The sequence below is a fragment of the Kitasatospora sp. GAS1066B genome, assembly GCF_041262605.1.
Lineage (GTDB): Bacteria > Actinomycetota > Actinomycetes > Streptomycetales > Streptomycetaceae > Kitasatospora.
In genome coordinates this window covers 194,757-211,150 of sequence record NZ_JBGCCO010000004.1, presented here as the reverse complement: position 1 = coordinate 211,150, position 16,394 = coordinate 194,757, and the positions used below count along the sequence as shown (strand labels likewise).

The window sequence follows — 16,394 nt, the reverse complement described above, 5'->3', positions numbered from 1 at the left end:
TCGGACCTGGTGGCGTGAACCCACAGGCCGTATGCGATGCTCCGAGCGTCACCACGACAGCGAGGAGAGGACATGCTGGTCACGCTGACTGGCGGGGCTGGGGCTGGAAAGACCACGCTGGCCACCGCGCTGGCGGCTACGACGCCCCGGGGCCCAGTGCGGGTACTCCACGGTGACGACTACTACTTCCGCGCTCCCGAGCAGGGGGTGTGGGCACCCGATGAAACCGGAGTGCCGCGGTTGGACGTTGGCGACCCCCGGTCGCTGGACCTTGCGCGTCTCGCCCACGACACCGACGCCGCGCTGGCCGGCTCGCCCGTCGTCATCGTGGACGGCCTGTTCGCCCGCCATGTCAACCCACTTGCAGCATGCGCGCGGTTCGACGTCTTCGTCGACCTGCCCGCCGACCTGCGCCTGGTCCGGAAGATCCAGCGCAAGTGCCTGCGGGACGGCTTTCCCCTCGATGTCCTCCTGCTCAACTACCTCAACCACCGGCGGGCCGCGCACGAGCGGCACGTCGAACCCCTGCGTGGCGACTGCGACCTGGTCGTCGACGGGAATCGTCCCGTCGACGACCTCGCTCAGCACGTCTGGTCGGCGATCGCGGCCAACGAGCCGATCCACAACTCTCAGTCCTCAGGAAAGACGAACTCGTGGGTCTGCCGACCATAGGGAAGAGAGACGCCCGACAGGCGAAGCGCCGGCCAGAGGTCAGAGCGCTCCTTCAGGCTCAACTGGCCGTCCTGGCGGACCAGCCAGACATCCTCGTAGTCGAAGTGCAGGACCGCGTCGCCAGGCACCTGGGACAGCAGTCCGCTCGCGAGCCGGACCATGTCGTCCTGCTGCCCGGAGATGTCGCCCGCCTTGTCGAGGCGGAAGACAACCGAAACCGTCGGGGTGAAGACACGGCCGCCGATCAGCGGGTCGCCCCACGGGACCGGCTTCGTCGTCACCACCCTGATCCAGGTGCCGTACACCGCGAGCGTGCCGTTGAGCAACGCTTCGGCGGTCACGGAGGCGTCGATCAGTCGCAGCGACTGGGCGACCTCATCACGTTTCTGCGCGACCTCGATCGCGGGGACCGGGGTCACCAGGTCGAGACTGTAGGAAATAGCCATGCCGGCCGTCTTTCTCATCCACAGGTACTGACAATTACTCCTTCGGCTGACGCGCCAGTTGGCCCAGCCACGGGACTCCCATCGTCCCAGCGGTGATCACCGGTCGGACCGGCACCCGGGTGGCGCAGCTCGCCCTCGAGCCGGTCCACTGTCAGTGCTGTGCTCCAGGATCGGGACATCGGATCTTCGGTAGGAGGCGGGATCGCCATGTCGGTCACGAACCAGCAGGTGGCAGGGTATCCGTTTCTGAAGGGGCTGTTCGAGGACGACTACTTCCCCGACCAGGTCGTCACCAAGGGGAAGGAGATCCTGCTGAGGCTGTGCGCGCGGATCGAGGCCGAACAGCCGTCGGACCTGGCAGCGCTCTACGCGCTGACCGAAGTGGCCCACGGAGGAGTTCAACGCGCTGGAGGCGGAATTCGAGGCAGTGGGAAGCGAGATCGAGACCTTCGCGCGCGAGGAGATCTGCGAGGACTTCGGGTTCGTGGCGTCGGCGTACGGGTTCGAGGACGCCGACGTCGAGGCACTGGTGGCCGCGCGGGACTGGTGAACGCGCGGCCCTGGATCTCGACATCGGCGCCGGCGCACACGTGGTCGCGTCCGCCTCGGCCTCGACCAGAAAAGCTGACCCGTGGTTCGACCGCCCCCGCTAGGCTCCGCGGCATGGGCGGAATAGACGTGGTCAACGGGGTCGCCGGCGCCGTGATCGGGATGCTGTTCGCGGTGCTGTTCCAACAGCCGCTGCAGGACACGTGGTTCAAGGTGCGCAGACGCTGGCTCACTGCGGTTCGAAGCCTTCGGCTCCGGGAGGAGCACAGCCCCTCGTGGACGACCTTCTCTCTGGGCCCACTCCGCACGTCGGCGCTGATCGTCGAGGGCGACGGCGAAACACCCATCCCTGCCGAGGGCGTGCACATCCAGGTACTCGACGGCGAGACCAGGCTTCCGGCGGAGATCACGCATTGGTGGGGCGAGATCGAGGCCGAAAGCGCTCGGCTCCGAGCGGAAGGACGAACGCCGGTCTGGAACGGTCTCCGCTACGCGGTCGAGTCGTTCGACATCTCCCGGACGCCCGTCGACGAGCAACCGGAAGTCCGCCTGCGGCTACGGCCCACGGACTACTACACCTTCCTTGCCGCCCAGCAACTCGACCGCCGGCTGCCCGACGGAACCACTCTCCGCTCCCGCTACCTCGACCCCGACCAGCCGCTTGAGGCACCAGCGTTCCTGCAGTGCAGCTTGGGCGTCAACATCGCCGTGGTGACCGCCGACGACCTGCTGGTCGTCAGCCAGCGCAGCGACCGGGTCCGGATGGCACCGGGCGCCTGGAACTCCTCCGTCAACGAGGGCATGTCCCGGCACATCGATTCATCCGGCAGGAACGCACCGGGCCTCCATGCGGTTGCTCGGCGCGGCATGCGGGAGGAGCTGTCCCTGGAGCCACACGAGTATTCCCTCGAGCTCCTGGCCTTCGTGCTGGACGTGGAGAAGCGCCATTGGAGCGCCCACTTCTACGCGCGCCTGGACGAGTTGACCCGCGAGGGGCTCCAGGCGCGGCTGAGCCGAGGGGTCGCCGACAGGTGGGAGCACCAGACCATCGAGTACGTGCCGTTCCGCGCGGCAACAGTGGCCAAGTACCTGCTGCACACGGACCGCATCCACCGCTGGGCTCCGCTGGCCCCGGCGCTGTTCCACCTCGCACTGGTCCACGTCTACGGGCGAGCGACGGTGGAACGGGCTGAGGCGCAGGTCATTCGACGCCGGTAGCACGTGACATCGCCGGGGACCTCGTTAACTGACCGTGCCATCACGACGAGGCTGGGGGCGTTCGTGTCGGATGCAGCGCTGAACGATGGCGGTACCGGTCAGGGCATCGGCATGACCGGTGAGTCGACGGCGCCTGGCTCGGCACCTGCGGACCGCCGGATGTCGTTCAACGCCGCAGCGAGCACCTACCAGCGCAGCGAGCACCTACCAGCGAGGCCGGCCACCGTACCCGGCTGCGGTGTTCGACCTGCTGGCCGGCCGCTGCGGGCTGCGACCGGGCACGCGGGTTCTCGAGATCGGCGCCGGCACCGGTCTGGCGACCGGGCCGCTGCTGGCCGCCGGCGCACACGTGGTCGCAGTCGAACCGGGCGAGAACCTGGCCGCGATCCTCGTCGCCACACCACGAAGTGATCGACCTCGAGACCCCGCCGACCGGACAGAATCGGCGAGCGGGGCCTGGTGGTTGACCGGTACTCAGACGTCGCCGAACGCTCCGCCCGCGACGCTCTGGGCGAAGGCTGCCCAGGCAGACGACCTGCCGCACGAAGCACCACGGCTACGCGAGCCGCTACGCACACACCGACGACCTGCGGGCGTACGTCGCAGCCGGTCATCCGCTTCGATGCCTGCGCATCCGCCTCGATCCCGGCGACGGCTACCTGGCGCCCACCGAATACCTGCCGCACGACGGTTCCACCAAGGGCGAGGCGGAGTCCACCGCGGCCTTCTGGCTGGGCCGTTGGGAGCGTGGCACGTTCGGGCCGTTTGCCTGCGCCTAGCACCTCAGAGGAGTCGGGGCCGCAGGACACCGACCTGGATCTGCGCGGAAGTCACGTGGGTGGCTGCGCCCGGCTGGTCCCGGCGGCCGGGCGTCGGCCCGTGAGCCCGTCTGGCAGCCCGTGCGGCCGCGGCGTGCTCCGACTTGTAGATCCGTTCCAGGTGTGCCAACCGGGTCAGGAGTGCGACGGCCATGTCCGTGCCTGGCCCCGGAGTGCTGGTGTCCAGGGAGAGGTCGCGATCGAGCGTGCGCAGGAAGATCCCACGCTCGGTGAAGTAGCGGACGAGACTCAACGTCTCGCGCAGGCCGCAGCCGAGCCGGTCCAACGTCACCACGGTGATCCGATCGCCCGGCCGCGCGAAGGCGATCAGCGTCGTGAGGCCCTCGCGATGAGCGATGGGGCTGGTCTTGTCGTCCACGTAGATGAACTCCTCGGCGACCGCGGCGGCGCGGACCGCGGCCAACTGCGCCGTGAGGTCCTCCACGGCTGTGCCGGCCCTGCAATATGCCAAGTCCATGCAACTTCCCTGACTCACAACTCCCATGGCCCGCCGGTGCTACTGCTCGCGCAGACCCCACGGCGAGTCGTACGCGGTCAGCAGATCGAGGAACGGCTTCGGCGGGAACGCCTCCGGCCCCAGCACGCCCTGGCCGGACCAGGCGCCGGTGGCGAGCAGTTCCAGTGCGACGACCGGGTTGATCGCCGTCTGCCAGACGACCGCCTGTGAGCCGTACTCGCGCATCGACCACTGGTTGTCGACCACGTGGTAGAGGTAGACCTCGCGCGGCTGCCCGTCCTTGACGCCCTTCACCCAGGTGCCGGCGCAGGTCTTGCCGCGCATCCGCTCGCCCAGGGTCGCCGGGTCCGGCAGGGCAGCCGCGACGACGTCACGCGGGGAGACCTGGACCGGGCCATTGGCCGAAGGGACGGTCAGCGGTTCGGTCCGGTCCAGGCCGAGCGCGTGCAGGGTCTTCAGCTTGGCGATGAAGTCGTCGCCCAGCCCGTACTTGAAGGTCACCCGCTTGGCGTCCACCCAGCGGGGCACCAGCAGCACCTCCTCATGCTCGACATTGACGCACTCCACCGGGCCGATGCCGTCGGGGAAGTCGAAGACCTCCGGCTCACTGAACGGCGGCGTGGTGAACCAGCCCCGGTTCGCCTCGTAGACGACCGGCGGGTTCAGGCACTCTTCGATCGTGGTCCAGATGCTGAAGGAGGGGGCGAAGTCGTAGCCCTCGACGGTCAGGTTCGCACCGTCGCGGATGCCGATCTCCTCGATCTCGTCGAACAGCTCGTCGGCGGCGTAGCGGGCGAAGACGTCCGACAGGCCCGGTTCGACGCCCATGCCGACCAGCGCCAGCAGGCCCGCCTTCTCGTACGCCTCGGCACGGGCGAACTGGTCGTCGCCCAGCTTGACCCCGCAGAGCTCGTGCGGACGCTCCGGGTGCGGGTGGGAGAGGGACATCGCCATGTCGAGGTAGTGCGCGCCGGCCGCCAAGGCAGCCTCGAAGAGCGGCAGCACGAAGCGCGGGTCCGTCGCGTTGAGCAGCACCTCGCAGCGCTCGGAGCGCAGCAGTGCCTCGACGGCGGCCTGGTCCGTCGCGTCCAGGCGGGCGGCGCTGAAGCGCTGCGCCTGCTCGTCGCCGAGTGCGGCGACGGCCGCCTCGGCGCGGGCGACGTCGTAGTCGGCAACGACCAGGTGGGACAGGAAGGGCCGACGGGCGGCGATCCGGGTGATCGCGGTACCGACGCCTCCGGCGCCGACCAGCAGGACACGCATGGGGGACTCCTCTGAGGGATGGGCGTGCGTTCTTTCAGGCGGTTGAGCGGCCGCGTGCCGATCAAACGCCGGGGCCGCCACACACGTCAATGGCGTTGGCATAAGCTCGCGGCATGGCGAAAGCGGTGGTCCAGGACGAGCAGCGGCGTCGGCGACGGCCGACCAAGCAGGGCACGGTGCTCTCGCACGAGCTCATCGTGGAGAGCGCGCTGCGCATGCTGCGCGAGCACGGCGCGCAGGGGCTGACCGCGCGGCGTCTCGGCCTCGCCCTCGGCGCGGACCCGAGCACTGTCTACCGGTACTTCCGCGGCATGGACGAGCTCTCGCGCGCCATCGCGGACGAGTTGATGCACCGCGCGATGACCGGCTGGGCCCCGACCGGTGACTGGCGGGCCGACCTTCGCGCCCTCGGCCTGCGCGTGCACGCCTCCTACCTCGCCCACCCGCAAGCGGCCGTCCTGGCCGCGAGCCGCGTCAGCGGCCGTGCCCACGAGATCGCGGCGGACGAGGCCGTTCTGGGGCTGCTGCGCGGTGCGGGCTTCCCGGACCGGGCGGCGGTCCGGATCTACCACGTCTTCATCGACCAGAGCCTGGCCTTCGCGGCGCTCGACGCCGCCGCTCTCGCCCTTCCGGCGGCCGCCCGCCGCACGGACGAGGCCGTCTGGCAGGCGACCTACGCGCGGCTCCCGGAACAGACGCACCCTCATATCGCTGCCACGGCAGACCTGCTGGCCGAACGGATGAACGAGAGCGCGTACCCGGCCGCCCTGGACCTGCTGCTGGCCTCGGCCGCGTCGGAGCTGGGTGAGGGTGACGGGCAGGACGAGGAGGGCCGGCCGGCCTGACTCCCGGGCGGATCCCAACAGGGCGGATCAGCGAATCAGTACGATCTTCGCGGTGAGGTGGTCCCGCAGGTCGGCCCGGGCCAACTCGGCGGTGAGGACCGGAAGCCCGAGGCAGTCAGCGGTGCACGCGGTTCAGGATGCTATTGGTCGTCTCGATGACGATGGCGCCGACCCCCGGGACGCGCTGCCCGACGGTGGTGTCTGCCTCGACAGGCTGCGCAGGTGTAGGAGCCATAGCGCAACGGTAGACCTGAGTGCCCCGTGGTTGGCAGCACGGCAGCTCTGCCAACCACGCGGCAGTGCCCTCAGCGGCCGGCCAGCAGCGCCGGCAGCTCGGCGATCGAGCCCAGCACGTGGGTCGCCCCGTCCGCCGTCAGCCGCTCCGCGCCGTGCGCGCCGGTCAGCACGCCCGCGACCACGGACGCGCCCGCGCGGGTGCCGGTGAGCATGTCGTAGCCGGTGTCGCCGACCACCGCGATCTGGCGGACCGAGTCGGTCTCGGTGCGCAGCAGCGCGGTGAGGGCCAGGTCGGGGTAGGGGCGGCCGCGGCCGGCGTCGGCGGGGCAGAGGGTCAGGTCGGCGATCTCCTGCCAGCCGAGCGCGGCCAGGATCTGGTCCTGGGTGGCCCGGGAGAAGCCGGTGGTGAGGACGACGGTGCGGCCCTGGGCCCGCAGTTCGGCGATCGCCTCGGCGGCACCGGGCAGGGCGGCGCAGTGCCCGGCGTCGACCAGGTCGTGGTAGGCGCGCTCGAAGGCGGCGTTGGCCCGCTGGGCCTTCTCCTCGTCGCCGAACAGGTGGCGGAAGACGGAGATCTTGGACTCGCCCATGGTGGCCCGGACGTGCGCGAGCATCTCCTGGTGCTGCTCGCTGCCGGCCACCACGCCCAGCTCGCCGGCGGCGGCCTGGAAGGCCTGCTCGACCAGGCCGTCGTCGGCCACCGTGGTGCCGGCCATGTCGAGCACGACCAGGGTGATCTTGTCGGTGGGGTTCTCGATGCTCATCGGGGGGTGTCCTTACCGGTTGCGCTATTGGCCCTGCATGGTGGCTACCAGGCTGCGTGATCCAGGTGGCCGCCAGGTGTCCGATCAGCGACGCGCGGGCCAATAGTCGTCAAGTTGTACAGACAACCAGCCAGTAGTTGTCTGTACAACCCATCAACCAAGGACAGGCAAAAACTAGTCCCGCACCACGCGCGCCCGCAGGTAGTTGCGCCGCCCGAAGTGCGGCTCGTCCACCGCGGTCAGCTCCGCCACCTCGAACCGGTAGAGCGCGGCCGCCCCGCCCCCGTTCAGGTACTGCTCGCGCACCTGCGGATCCTGGGCGAAGGTCGGATAGCGCCCCTGATAGGCCGTCAGCGCCGCCTGCGCGTGCTGCCCCCAGGCCTCCCCCGCCCGACCCGTCAGCTGCAGCCCGCGCAGCTGCTCGCCAAAGACCGGCGGCGGCAGGAAGACGGTGGCGGCGGCCCTGCCCTGCTCCGACAGGTGCAGGCTGTGCCGGGTCGAGCGCTCGCTGACGAAGTAGAGCACCAGCTCCGCGTCGAACGCGTAGAAGGCGAGGTTGGCGTGCGGCCCGTGGTCCGGGCCCGCGGTGGCGAGGGTGAGCACCATGGATTCGGCCAGCAGGCCTTCGACACCCTTGCGCAGTTCTTCGGCGGGCCAGTCGCCCTGGATGTTGTCGAGCCGGTACGGCATGCGCGTCCCTTCGACCGACCGTAGTGGCCCCGCCCGCGGCGCACGGCGCGTGGCGCAGCGCAGATGGCGCACGGTGCGGGGACCGGGCCGGCCAGGTGGGCGTCGGCCCGGGATCTCATGCTGCCCCCGCCGGACACGGGCGCACAAGGGGCTGACGATCACCAGGTCAAAGGCCAGGGGGTGGCGCCAGCGGTGGCGAAGATCCACCCGGCCCGCGGCCGCGGGCCGTCAACCAGGACACCGCCGCTCCCACCCGAAAGCGCGAAGCCGGGCCCCGCCCGGAACCCGGCTTCATGCGGTACAGCTCACAACGGGACAGATCTCAGCCGCTGCCGAGCGCCGGGCCCAGCGCCCCGCCGCGCAGGCGGTCCACCAGCGGCGCCGCCCGGCCCGCGAGCAGCGCCAGCGGCAGCGCGACCAGGATGCCGACCAGCGAGCCCACCACCACGTCGTGCGGGTAGTGCACGCCGATCCAGACCCGGGAGGCCGCCATCAGCACGGCCGCGACCAGCGCGATCGCGCCCAGCCTGCGGTAGGCGAAGAAGAGCGCCACGGCCGCCGCGAAGGCGATCACCGAGTGGTTGCTCGGGAACGACCAGTCCCCGACCCCGGGGCAGGTCTCCACGGTCACCGTGCTCGGCAGCTGCTGGCAGGGCCGCACCTCGTGCACCAGGCTCTTGAGGATCGAGTTGACCACGTAGACGGCGACCACGATCAGCGGCGAGGCGAGCACTCGGGCCATCACCACCGAGTCCGCCCGGCGGGCCTGCCACCAGCCCCAGATCATGAAGACGGCGAAGAGGCCGAGGCCGAGGTCGGACCAGGTCCTGATCGCCTGGTCGAGCCAGTGCGGGGCGTCGGCCGCCCACCCGGTGATGGTGGTGTAGAGGCCACCGTCGATGCCGCTGCCGTCATAGGCGAGGAGCGCGGTCGTCATCGGGCCGCACCCCCGTCCTGCTGGTCGGAGCCGGACTGGCGCGCCTCGCGGCGGGCGCGGAGCAATTCGAGAGCAATGGGGATCACGGAGACAACTACTACCAGACCAATAATGGGCAACAAGTAATTGTCGATGTTGGGAACGGACGATCCGAGCGCGTACCCGGCCAGCACCACGCCGACCGCCCACACCGTGCCGCCGACCACCTGCCACAGCGTGAAGGTCCGGACCGGCACCTCCAGCACGCCCGCCAGCGGGTTGAGCACGGTGCGCACCACGGGGATGAACCGGGCCAGCACGATCGCCTTGCCGTAGCCGTACTTGGACAGCAGTTCCTCGGCCCGCTCGACGCCCTTGGTCAGCGACTTGCGCTTGTTGCGGGCCAGCAGCGCCCGTCCGCCCCGGGCCCCGATCAGGTAGCCGACCTGGGCACCGATCAGCGCGCCGGCGACCGCGGCCAGGATCACCTGCCAGAGCACCAGGTGCGGCCCGCTGTGCGTACCGGAGACGCAGAGCAGCCCAGCGGTGAAGAGCAGCGAGTCGCCGGGCAGGAAGAACCCGACCAGCAGACCGGTCTCGGCGAAGAGCACCACGGCGATGCCGAGCGCGCCGAACGCGGCCAGCAGCGAGGAGGCGTCCAGCACGTTGACCGCGAGGGCATGACCCGCGAGGGCATGACCGGCGAGCGCCGTCAGGGAGGAGGCGAAGGGCACGATGGGCGGACCTCTCATACTGGTGGAGGCGGTCCTGCGGAACGCGCCTCGACCGTCTACAGTGACGTAGACGGTCTACACGACTGTAGACGACGACTGGAGGTCACGTCGACATGACCGAAGTGCCCGTCGCGCGCCGCCCCTCGGGTGAGCTCGAAGCCCAGGTGCTCGCCGCCCTCTGGGCCGCCGACCAGCCGCTGACCCCGCAGGACGTGCAGTCGGCCCTCGGCGGCGAGCTGGCCCGCACCACGATCGCCACGATCCTGGCCCGGCTGCACGACAAGGGCACCGTCGAGCGCCACCGGGCCGGGCGCGCCTACGCCTACACCCCGACCGTGCGGGACCCGGCCGGCCTCGCCGCCCGCCGGATGCGCACCGAACTCGAGCGCGAGCTGGACCGCTCCACCGTGCTGGCACGTTTCGTCTCCGACCTCTCCGACGACGACGAACGGCTGCTGCGCGAGCTGCTCGGCGAGGGCCCGCAGGCGTCCGCCGAGGAAGCGGGGGGCGCGCGATGATCCTCCTGGTCTGGGCCCCGTTCCTGATCCCCTTCCTCGCCGCCCCGGCCGCCCGCCGGCTGGCCGACGCGCTGCCGCCGCGCCCGGCTTCCTGGGTGCTCGGCGCCACCGGCGTGGTGCTGGCCGGCGCCAGCGCCGCCTCGCTCGGCCTGCTCGCCGCGGCCGGACTGCTGCGCATCCCGGCCGTCGCCGCGCTCGCCCACATCTCGCTGCCCTGGCTCGACGAGGCCTCGCCCACCGCGATGGTGCTGGCCACCCTGGCGGCCACCGCCCTGGTGGTGGCCGGCGTCCTCACCCTGCACACCGCCCACCAGCAGTACAGCGACCTGCGCCGGGCCCGCGCCGCCCTCGGCCCGTGCACCGAGGCCGGCGGCGACGACGGCCACCCGCTCGCGGTGCTGGACGACGACCGCGCCGACGCCTACGCGCTGCCGGGGCGGCCCGGCCGGATCGTGGTCACCGCGGGCATGCTGCGCGCGCTGCCCGCGCCCGAGCGGGCCGCGCTGCTCGCCCACGAGCGCGCCCACCTGACCGCCCGCCACCACCTCTTCCTGGCCGCCGCCGAGTACGCCGCCGTGCTCCACCCGGCGCTCCGCCGGCTGCGCGCGCCGCTCGGCTTCCATCTGGAGCGCTGGGCCGACGAGTGCGCCGCCAGGGAGGTCGGCGACCGCGCCGTGACCGCGCGCGCGGTCGGGCGTGCCGCGCTGGCGGCCGCCCGCACCCCGCACCCGGCGCGCCCCCTGCTGGCGCCGGCCGCCACGGCCGGCCCGGTGCCGCGCCGGGTGGCCGCCCTGCTCAGCCCGCACCCGCGCACCGGCAGGCGCCGCCGGGTGGCCGCCGCGCTGGCCCTGGCCGCCTGCCTGACCGTCAGCACCGCCGCCACCGCCGCCGCCACCCGCGACCTGCACCACACCGTGGAGAGCGCGCAGCTGGCGGCCGGCGGGCGCTGAGAGGGTCCGGCGCTCTCCGCTGCCACCTCGCGTCAACCCGCGCCGCTCGTGCGTGGATCCCCCGACCGCGCGAGCTGCGGCACCCGTACGCTGTGGGCGGCAGGGCTTGCCGGGCCCTGCGCCGGTCGAGCGGGGCCGGCGATGCGGCGAGGGGAGCCACCATGCGGGAGACCGCGCACCCGGGACACCCGGGCCGGAACGACGAGGCCGCCGTCCGGTCCACGGCCAAGACCGCCAGGAGCCACGAGCAGGTGGTCACCGGTGAGATCCCCCGCCAGGCACCACGCCCGGAGATCGGCGACTCCTGGGAGCGGCTGCGCCGCCTCGGGCTGGACCCGGAGCGCGGCCGGGAGCCGGAGCACCTCGGCACCGCCGAGATCGAGCACCGCCGCCGGGCCAGCGGCCTGGACGTCGTGATGCCCACCCTGCGCGACACCCTGCTCGACCCGGTCGCCGACCTGCCGCTGATCCTGGCCGTCGCCGACTCGCACGGCACGGTGCTCTGGCACGAGGGGCCGCGCCAGCTGCGCCGCAGCGCCGACCTGATCGGATTCATGACAGGTGGCCGCTGGGGCGAGGAGGCGGTGGGCACCAACGGCATCGGCACGGTCGCGCGCACCGGACGCCCGCTGCGGGTGCACTCCAGCGAGCACTACGTGCGCAACCAGCACGCCTGGACCTGCGTCGGCGCCCCGGTCCGCGACCCGCGCACCGGCCGGGTGGCCGGCGTGGTCGACCTCAGCGGCCCGGCCCGCGGGGTGCACCCGCAGCTGCTGGCACTCGCCGTCACCGCCGCCCGCCTGGCCGAGACCGAACTGCGCGCCGCCCAGCTGGAGTCGCTGCACCGGCTGCGCACCGTCGCCGCGCCCGTGCTGGCCCAGGCCTCGGGCCCGGCGCTGGTGGTCGACCGGGACGGCTGGACTGCCGCCACCGCCGGCCTGCCGCCGATCAGCCGGCTGCGGTTGCCCGCCGACGGCTGGGGCTCGGCCTCGGTGCACTGGCTGCCCTCGCTCGGCGAGTGCGCGGTCGAGCCGCTCGCCGACGGCTGGCTGGTCCGCCCGCTCACCGGCTCACCGCAGGCCGTCTCCGAACAGGCCGCGGGGGCCCGGCTGGTGCTCGACCTGAGCCGCACCGACCGGCCCGAGGTCTCGGTGCGCGGCGGCGCCGGCAGCTGGTCGCACGCGCTCAGCCCGCGGCACGCCGAGCTGCTCCTGCTGCTGGCGGCCCATCAGAGCGGCCAGACGGCGGCCGAGCTGGCCCTGGGCCTGTTCGGCGACCCGTCCCGCGCGGTCACCGTCCGGGCCGAACTCTCCCGCCTGCGCCGCTACCTGGGCGGCCTGCTGGAGCACCGCCCGTACCGGTTCGCCGAGTCCGTCCAGACGGAGGTGATCCGCCCGGCCGACCCGTCCCAGCTGCTGCCGGCCTCCTCGGCCCCCGGCATCCGCCGCCTGCGGGCGCTGCTCGACGACGGCGCGATCCTGCTGGCGGGCTGCCGCATCGCGGAGGCCGCCGAGGCTGCCGAGCAGTCGGCGGGGCCGCTGGACAGACAGGTGCCCAGCCCCAGAAGAACCGACGGCTGAACACCTGAACGTCTGAACGCCCGGACTCCTGACGGGCCTTCAGGCGGCAGCACGCACCGCTGTCGCAACTCTCAGCTGTCGCCGAACAGGAACGCCGTCAACTGCTCGTCGGTCGGCGCGCAGTCCGGCTCGGCGCCGTCCGGCACCTCGGCGTAGGTGCGGTCCAGCCACTCCCGCACCCGCGGCGCGGAGGCCTCCAACAGCGCGCTGCCGTACGGCGACTCCAGGGCCAGGTGCAGGGTCGCGCCGTGGCAGGGGCAGTGCGCGGGCCACAGGCGCACGTCACCCTGGCCGGTCAGGCCGTGCAGGCCCTCGCGCAACAGTTCGCGGGAGAAGACCCAGTCGACCTCGTCGGGTCGGCCCAGGTGGAAGGTGACCAGGACCTCGTAGGGGCGCTCGGGCTGGTAACGGAACCTGGTGGGCACGGTGCCCACCCGGTCCCGGCCCAGCGCGATCCGCAGGGTCAGGACGTCCTCGACCGGCAGGGCCGGCCGGCCGGGTGACTGCGGCCGGGCTCCCTGCGTGGCACGGTACGGAACTCCGCCGGGGGCGGGAGACAGGTGATCGCGCGGCATGGCTGCTACTCCGGGGCGAGACGGGACCGGGCCAGCCTGCTCCGCCGCCGCCGGGGCCGCAAAGGTTGCAGAGGGTTGCAACGGGCGACGGACTCCCGGACGTTCACCGGCGGCGTCACCGGGCGTCAGCGCACCGTCCCCGCTCCCCCGTCGCCCGCCCGCTGCCGCCCCGTCGCTCCCGCGTTCGGTCCGGTCTACCAGACGGTACGTCAACTTTCGCCGTCCGACAGCCAGTCCACGTTCAGCCCGCATTCGGTCCAGGTCGTCGACCGGCAACCGTCGTACCCACTACGCACGTTCCCGCCCGGTCACGCAGCGCCGCCACGCTGGTACTCTCGTCACTCTGTCGACACGGGTGGTGCCACGGGGGTAACGGTTCGCCACGGGCAACCGGTTCGCACCCGGATCGCAGCGGGACCGCGTGTCACGGCTGGGACGGGGCATTCGAGCGGGGCATTGGCAGCCGACCGGGGAGGTCGGCTGGGGAGGAGAGGAGTCCGGTGGCTCACCGGGAAGGCACCCCCGCGGCGGCGCAGCGGCCGCTTGCGCAAGGTCGGCACAGCCGGCCCAAGCCGCTCGGCGGACAGTTCCGGCTGCCCGCGATCAGGGTCTCCGGCGCGGCGATGGCGATGTCCACCGTGGTCGGCATCAGCATCGCGACCACCTGGCTGATCAGCTCCCAGCAGCGGATCGGCTACGGCGTGCGGATGACCACCGTCGGCGCCACGCCCACGGATCCCGGGACCACGGCCCCCGGCACGCCGCCGGGCGCCGGTTCCGCCGGGCCCACCGCGCCCGCGCCGGTGGCGGGCGGGACGATCACCGGTGGACCCGCCAGCACCGCGCCGGTCGCCAGGACCTCGAGCGGGCCCACGGCGGGCAGCCGGGTGTCCGGCGGCCCCGCGCCCGTCGCCGGCGGGCCCGCGCGCCCGGCGTACTCGCCCCCGGCCACGCCCGCCCAGCCGGACCCCCGCCTCTCGGGTGCCCCCGTCAGCCCCGCACCCGCCGCGCCCGGTCCCTTTGACCCGCTCTCGGCGCCATCGCCGACCTCGTCGTCACCGGCCGGCGCACCGGCCACCGCCGGCACCTCCGGCACCTCCGGGACCGACGCCGGGACGCCGACCGCCCACCCCACCACGGGAGTCGGCCGGGTGCCCGACACGGCGACCCCCACGCCCGCCCCCAGCGGCGCGAGCGACCAGCCGGCGGCCCCGGTCATCGTCCCGCCCGCCCGCACGCCCGACACGGCCACCCCGACGCCCGCCCCCACCCCGCTGACGCCCACCTCCCCGGCGCCGCCGCTGATCCCGGCGCCCCGCCCCTCGCCGGACCCGATCGGCGGTGACGGCGCCACCACCCCCGCCCCGGACGCCCCGATCCTCACCGGCCAGGGCGACATCGGCGCCCCCGCCGGACTCGGCCGCCGGCACACGGTGACGCTCACCGTCACCGAGCCGCTGGCCGCCGTCGAGGTCGAGCTGCGGCTGGACGCCGACGCCACCGCCGGCGCGATGGCCTGGAGCACCCTGCCCGGCGCCCAGGTGACGCTCCATCAGCGCGGCGCCATGGTCGTCTACCGCTTCGCCCCGGCGGCCGGCGAGGACCTGGCGCCGGGCACCTACACCTTCACCGTGCAGGACGCCCGGTCCGCCGGGCCGGACACCGCACCGGCCGCCGGCAGTTGGACGGCCTCCGGCTTCGCGCTGCGCAGCCCGCAGGCGGTGGCCGCGCTCGGCACCTTCACCGCCGCCACGGTCCCCACCACCACTGCCACCGCCGCGATGCCCACGAGGTAGCCGCCGGACTCCTGACTCCACCCTGACCTGCCCTTGGCTAGGCTGGCCTCGCACCGCACGCCGGTTCGCACCCCCGTGCCCGCCCAGCCGAGGAGGCTCACGTGACCACGCCCCTGACCCAGGGTGCCAACGCGCCGCTGTCCGCTGTCCGGGTCAGCGTGGAAGTGAGCTGCCGTCAGCGGGTGGACGTCTCCGGCATCCTGCTCACCAAGGCCGGCAAGGTTCGCTCCGATGCCGACCTGGTCTTCTTCAACGCCCCGCGCGGCCCGGGCGTCGTCCACCGCCCGGCGAGCGGCGCCGCCCCGGACGCGATCACGGTGGACACCTGGGCGGTGCCGGCCGACGTCGCGACCGTGGTGATCGTCGCCAGCCTGGACGAGCAGCGCACGCCCCCGGGCACCGGCTTCGCGGGCGCCGAGCCCACCGCCACCGTCCGGGACGCCGACAGCGGCCGGGTCCTGCACACCTTCACCCCGCCCCGGTTGACCCGCGAGACCGCCCTGGTGGTGGTCGAGATCTACCGGCGCGGCGCGGAGTGGAAGGTGCGCGCGGTCGGCCAGGGCTACGCCGACGGACTGGCCGGGATCGCCACCGACTTCGGCGTCTCGATCGACGAACCGGGCCAGGGCGCGCTGCCGCCGATGCCCGACTACGCGCCCACCGCCGTCCCGCCCTCCCCCACCAGCGTCCCCCCGAGGCCCAGCGCCCCGCCGGCCGCCGCGCCGGGCACGCCCCGGGTCACCCTCGACAAGGGCCGGGTCTCGCTGGTCAAGGGCGGCTCGGTCTCGCTGGTCAAGAACGGCCGCCCGCTGCTCACTTCGGTCCGGATGGCGCTCGGCTGGGAGCCCGCCAAGCGCGGCCGCAACATCGACCTGGACGCCTCCTGCATCGCCTTCGACGCGCAGCGCGAACGCCTGGAGACCGTCTGGTTCATGAAGCTCAACGTCTTCAACGGCGCCATCCAGCACACCGGCGACAACCTGACCGGCGCGGGCGAGGGCGACGACGAGGCCATCGACGTCCACCTGGAGGGCCTCCCCGCGGAGGTCTGCGGCCTGGTCTTCGTGGTCAACTCCTTCTCCGGCCAACGCTTCACCGAGGTCAAGGACGCCTACTGCCGACTGCTCGACCTGACCACCGGCGACGAGCTGGTCCGCTTCGACCTGACCAACGCCGAGCCCCACACGGGCGTGGTGATGTGCAAGCTGGTCCGCCAGTTCTCGGGCGAGTGGGTGATGACGGCGCTGGGCGAGTACGTGGACGCGAAGACGGCGCGCGGCATGGTCAAGCCCTCGGCCGCGCTGCTCTGACGGATCGTCAGAGCGAGGAGCACGGCCCCGACCGC

General features: G+C 72.8%; 16 protein-coding genes and 1 pseudogene. 9 read left to right on the top strand and 8 right to left on the bottom strand.

Features of this window, described 5'->3' with window-relative positions; translation table 11 throughout:
• The first annotated feature begins 72 nt into the window (after window positions 1–72).
• A complete protein-coding gene (locus ABH937_RS05895) occupies window positions 73–672 on the top strand; it encodes a hypothetical protein (protein WP_280688920.1) in 600 nt (199 codons plus the stop codon).
• Here the strand turns inward: ABH937_RS05895 and ABH937_RS05890 are convergent.
• Entirely contained in the window at window positions 630–1,136 is a 507-nt protein-coding gene (locus ABH937_RS05890) for a SitI3 family protein (RefSeq protein WP_370217423.1), read from the bottom strand. The two genes, ABH937_RS05895 and ABH937_RS05890, sit on opposite strands and share 43 nt — an antisense overlap.
• Window positions 1,137–1,325: 189 nt before the next feature.
• Here ABH937_RS05890 and ABH937_RS05885 point away from each other — a divergent pair.
• Together ABH937_RS05885 and ABH937_RS05880 are read left to right on the top strand one after the other, a co-directional pair.
• Window positions 1,326–1,668 (top strand): annotated as a pseudogene (locus ABH937_RS05885) (DUF5713 family protein).
• Window positions 1,669–1,781: 113 nt separating this feature from the next.
• Window positions 1,782–2,885 (top strand): hypothetical protein, encoded by a 1,104-nt coding sequence (locus ABH937_RS05880; RefSeq protein WP_370217422.1) that lies wholly within the window; start codon window positions 1,782–1,784, stop codon window positions 2,883–2,885.
• 783 nt (window positions 2,886–3,668) lie between these two features.
• On the opposite strand, the gene ABH937_RS05875 is transcribed toward ABH937_RS05880, so the two are convergent.
• Together ABH937_RS05875 and ABH937_RS05870 are read right to left on the bottom strand one after the other, a co-directional pair.
• Window positions 3,669–4,181, bottom strand: a complete 513-nt coding sequence (locus tag ABH937_RS05875; protein WP_280688916.1) for a recombinase family protein — start codon at window positions 4,179–4,181, stop codon at window positions 3,669–3,671.
• 39 nt (window positions 4,182–4,220) lie between these two features.
• The gene (locus ABH937_RS05870) at window positions 4,221–5,444 is read right to left on the bottom strand and encodes a saccharopine dehydrogenase family protein (RefSeq protein WP_280688915.1); all 1,224 of its coding nucleotides are present in this window, start codon (window positions 5,442–5,444) and stop codon (window positions 4,221–4,223) included.
• 113 nt (window positions 5,445–5,557) lie between these two features.
• On the opposite strand from ABH937_RS05870, the gene ABH937_RS05865 reads away from it, so the two are divergent.
• Window positions 5,558–6,289 (top strand): TetR/AcrR family transcriptional regulator, encoded by a 732-nt coding sequence (locus ABH937_RS05865; protein WP_280688914.1) that lies wholly within the window; start codon window positions 5,558–5,560, stop codon window positions 6,287–6,289.
• Between the two features lie 305 nt (window positions 6,290–6,594).
• Here the strand turns inward: ABH937_RS05865 and ABH937_RS05860 are convergent, their stop codons facing one another.
• From ABH937_RS05860 to ABH937_RS05845, 4 genes are all read right to left on the bottom strand, one after another.
• Window positions 6,595–7,290, bottom strand: coding sequence for a phosphonatase-like hydrolase (locus tag ABH937_RS05860; protein WP_370217421.1), 696 nt, complete (start codon window positions 7,288–7,290; stop codon window positions 6,595–6,597).
• 174 nt (window positions 7,291–7,464) lie between these two features.
• The gene (locus tag ABH937_RS05855) at window positions 7,465–7,980 is read right to left on the bottom strand and encodes a pyridoxamine 5'-phosphate oxidase family protein (RefSeq protein ID WP_370217419.1); all 516 of its coding nucleotides are present in this window, start codon (window positions 7,978–7,980) and stop codon (window positions 7,465–7,467) included.
• A gap of 322 nt (window positions 7,981–8,302) precedes the next feature.
• Window positions 8,303–8,917 (bottom strand): phosphatase PAP2 family protein, encoded by a 615-nt coding sequence (locus tag ABH937_RS05850; protein WP_370217418.1) that lies wholly within the window; start codon window positions 8,915–8,917, stop codon window positions 8,303–8,305.
• Window positions 8,914–9,648 (bottom strand): DedA family protein, encoded by a 735-nt coding sequence (locus ABH937_RS05845; protein WP_370217417.1) that lies wholly within the window; start codon window positions 9,646–9,648, stop codon window positions 8,914–8,916. The genes ABH937_RS05850 and ABH937_RS05845 overlap by 4 nt, the downstream gene beginning before the upstream one ends.
• Window positions 9,649–9,743: 95 nt before the next feature.
• Between ABH937_RS05845 and ABH937_RS05840 the strand changes: the two genes are divergently transcribed.
• From ABH937_RS05840 to ABH937_RS05830, 3 genes are all read left to right on the top strand, one after another.
• Window positions 9,744–10,148, top strand: a complete 405-nt coding sequence (locus ABH937_RS05840; RefSeq protein ID WP_280688908.1) for a BlaI/MecI/CopY family transcriptional regulator — start codon at window positions 9,744–9,746, stop codon at window positions 10,146–10,148.
• Window positions 10,145–11,098, top strand: coding sequence for a M56 family metallopeptidase (locus ABH937_RS05835; protein ID WP_370217416.1), 954 nt, complete (start codon window positions 10,145–10,147; stop codon window positions 11,096–11,098). The genes ABH937_RS05840 and ABH937_RS05835 overlap by 4 nt, the downstream gene beginning before the upstream one ends.
• Before the next feature lie 161 nt (window positions 11,099–11,259).
• Complete coding sequence (locus tag ABH937_RS05830; protein ID WP_370217415.1) at window positions 11,260–12,678, top strand: GAF domain-containing protein; 1,419 nt, start codon at window positions 11,260–11,262, stop codon at window positions 12,676–12,678.
• Between the two features lie 71 nt (window positions 12,679–12,749).
• Here ABH937_RS05830 and ABH937_RS05825 read toward each other — a convergent pair whose 3' ends face one another.
• On the bottom strand, window positions 12,750–13,253 hold the full coding sequence (locus tag ABH937_RS05825; protein ID WP_280688905.1) for an SsgA family sporulation/cell division regulator: 504 nt from the start codon (window positions 13,251–13,253) through the stop codon (window positions 12,750–12,752).
• A gap of 500 nt (window positions 13,254–13,753) precedes the next feature.
• Here ABH937_RS05825 and ABH937_RS05820 point away from each other — a divergent pair, with 500 nt between their 5' ends.
• Both ABH937_RS05820 and ABH937_RS05815 read left to right on the top strand, forming a co-directional pair.
• Window positions 13,754–15,049 (top strand): hypothetical protein, encoded by a 1,296-nt coding sequence (locus tag ABH937_RS05820; protein ID WP_370217414.1) that lies wholly within the window; start codon window positions 13,754–13,756, stop codon window positions 15,047–15,049.
• A gap of 113 nt (window positions 15,050–15,162) precedes the next feature.
• A complete protein-coding gene (locus ABH937_RS05815) occupies window positions 15,163–16,359 on the top strand; it encodes a TerD family protein (protein ID WP_370217507.1) in 1,197 nt (398 codons plus the stop codon).
• Window positions 16,360–16,394: the final 35 nt, after the last annotated feature.

Excerpts from the sequence above, each read along its gene's own strand:
- ABH937_RS05895 (WP_280688920.1), top strand. The coding sequence starts at position 73 with ATGCTGGTCACGCTGACTGGCGGGGCTGGGGCTGGAAAGACCACGCTG.
- ABH937_RS05890 (WP_370217423.1), bottom strand. The coding sequence starts at position 1,136 with ATGAGAAAGACGGCCGGCATGGCTATTTCCTACAGTCTCGACCTGGTG.
- ABH937_RS05880 (WP_370217422.1), top strand. The coding sequence starts at position 1,782 with ATGGGCGGAATAGACGTGGTCAACGGGGTCGCCGGCGCCGTGATCGGG.
- ABH937_RS05875 (WP_280688916.1), bottom strand. The coding sequence starts at position 4,181 with ATGGACTTGGCATATTGCAGGGCCGGCACAGCCGTGGAGGACCTCACG.
- ABH937_RS05870 (WP_280688915.1), bottom strand. The coding sequence starts at position 5,444 with ATGCGTGTCCTGCTGGTCGGCGCCGGAGGCGTCGGTACCGCGATCACC.
- ABH937_RS05865 (WP_280688914.1), top strand. The coding sequence starts at position 5,558 with ATGGCGAAAGCGGTGGTCCAGGACGAGCAGCGGCGTCGGCGACGGCCG.
- ABH937_RS05860 (WP_370217421.1), bottom strand. The coding sequence starts at position 7,290 with ATGAGCATCGAGAACCCCACCGACAAGATCACCCTGGTCGTGCTCGAC.
- ABH937_RS05855 (WP_370217419.1), bottom strand. The coding sequence starts at position 7,980 with ATGCCGTACCGGCTCGACAACATCCAGGGCGACTGGCCCGCCGAAGAA.
- ABH937_RS05850 (WP_370217418.1), bottom strand. The coding sequence starts at position 8,917 with ATGACGACCGCGCTCCTCGCCTATGACGGCAGCGGCATCGACGGTGGC.
- ABH937_RS05845 (WP_370217417.1), bottom strand. The coding sequence starts at position 9,648 with ATGAGAGGTCCGCCCATCGTGCCCTTCGCCTCCTCCCTGACGGCGCTC.
- ABH937_RS05840 (WP_280688908.1), top strand. The coding sequence starts at position 9,744 with ATGACCGAAGTGCCCGTCGCGCGCCGCCCCTCGGGTGAGCTCGAAGCC.
- ABH937_RS05835 (WP_370217416.1), top strand. The coding sequence starts at position 10,145 with ATGATCCTCCTGGTCTGGGCCCCGTTCCTGATCCCCTTCCTCGCCGCC.
- ABH937_RS05830 (WP_370217415.1), top strand. The coding sequence starts at position 11,260 with ATGCGGGAGACCGCGCACCCGGGACACCCGGGCCGGAACGACGAGGCC.
- ABH937_RS05825 (WP_280688905.1), bottom strand. The coding sequence starts at position 13,253 with ATGCCGCGCGATCACCTGTCTCCCGCCCCCGGCGGAGTTCCGTACCGT.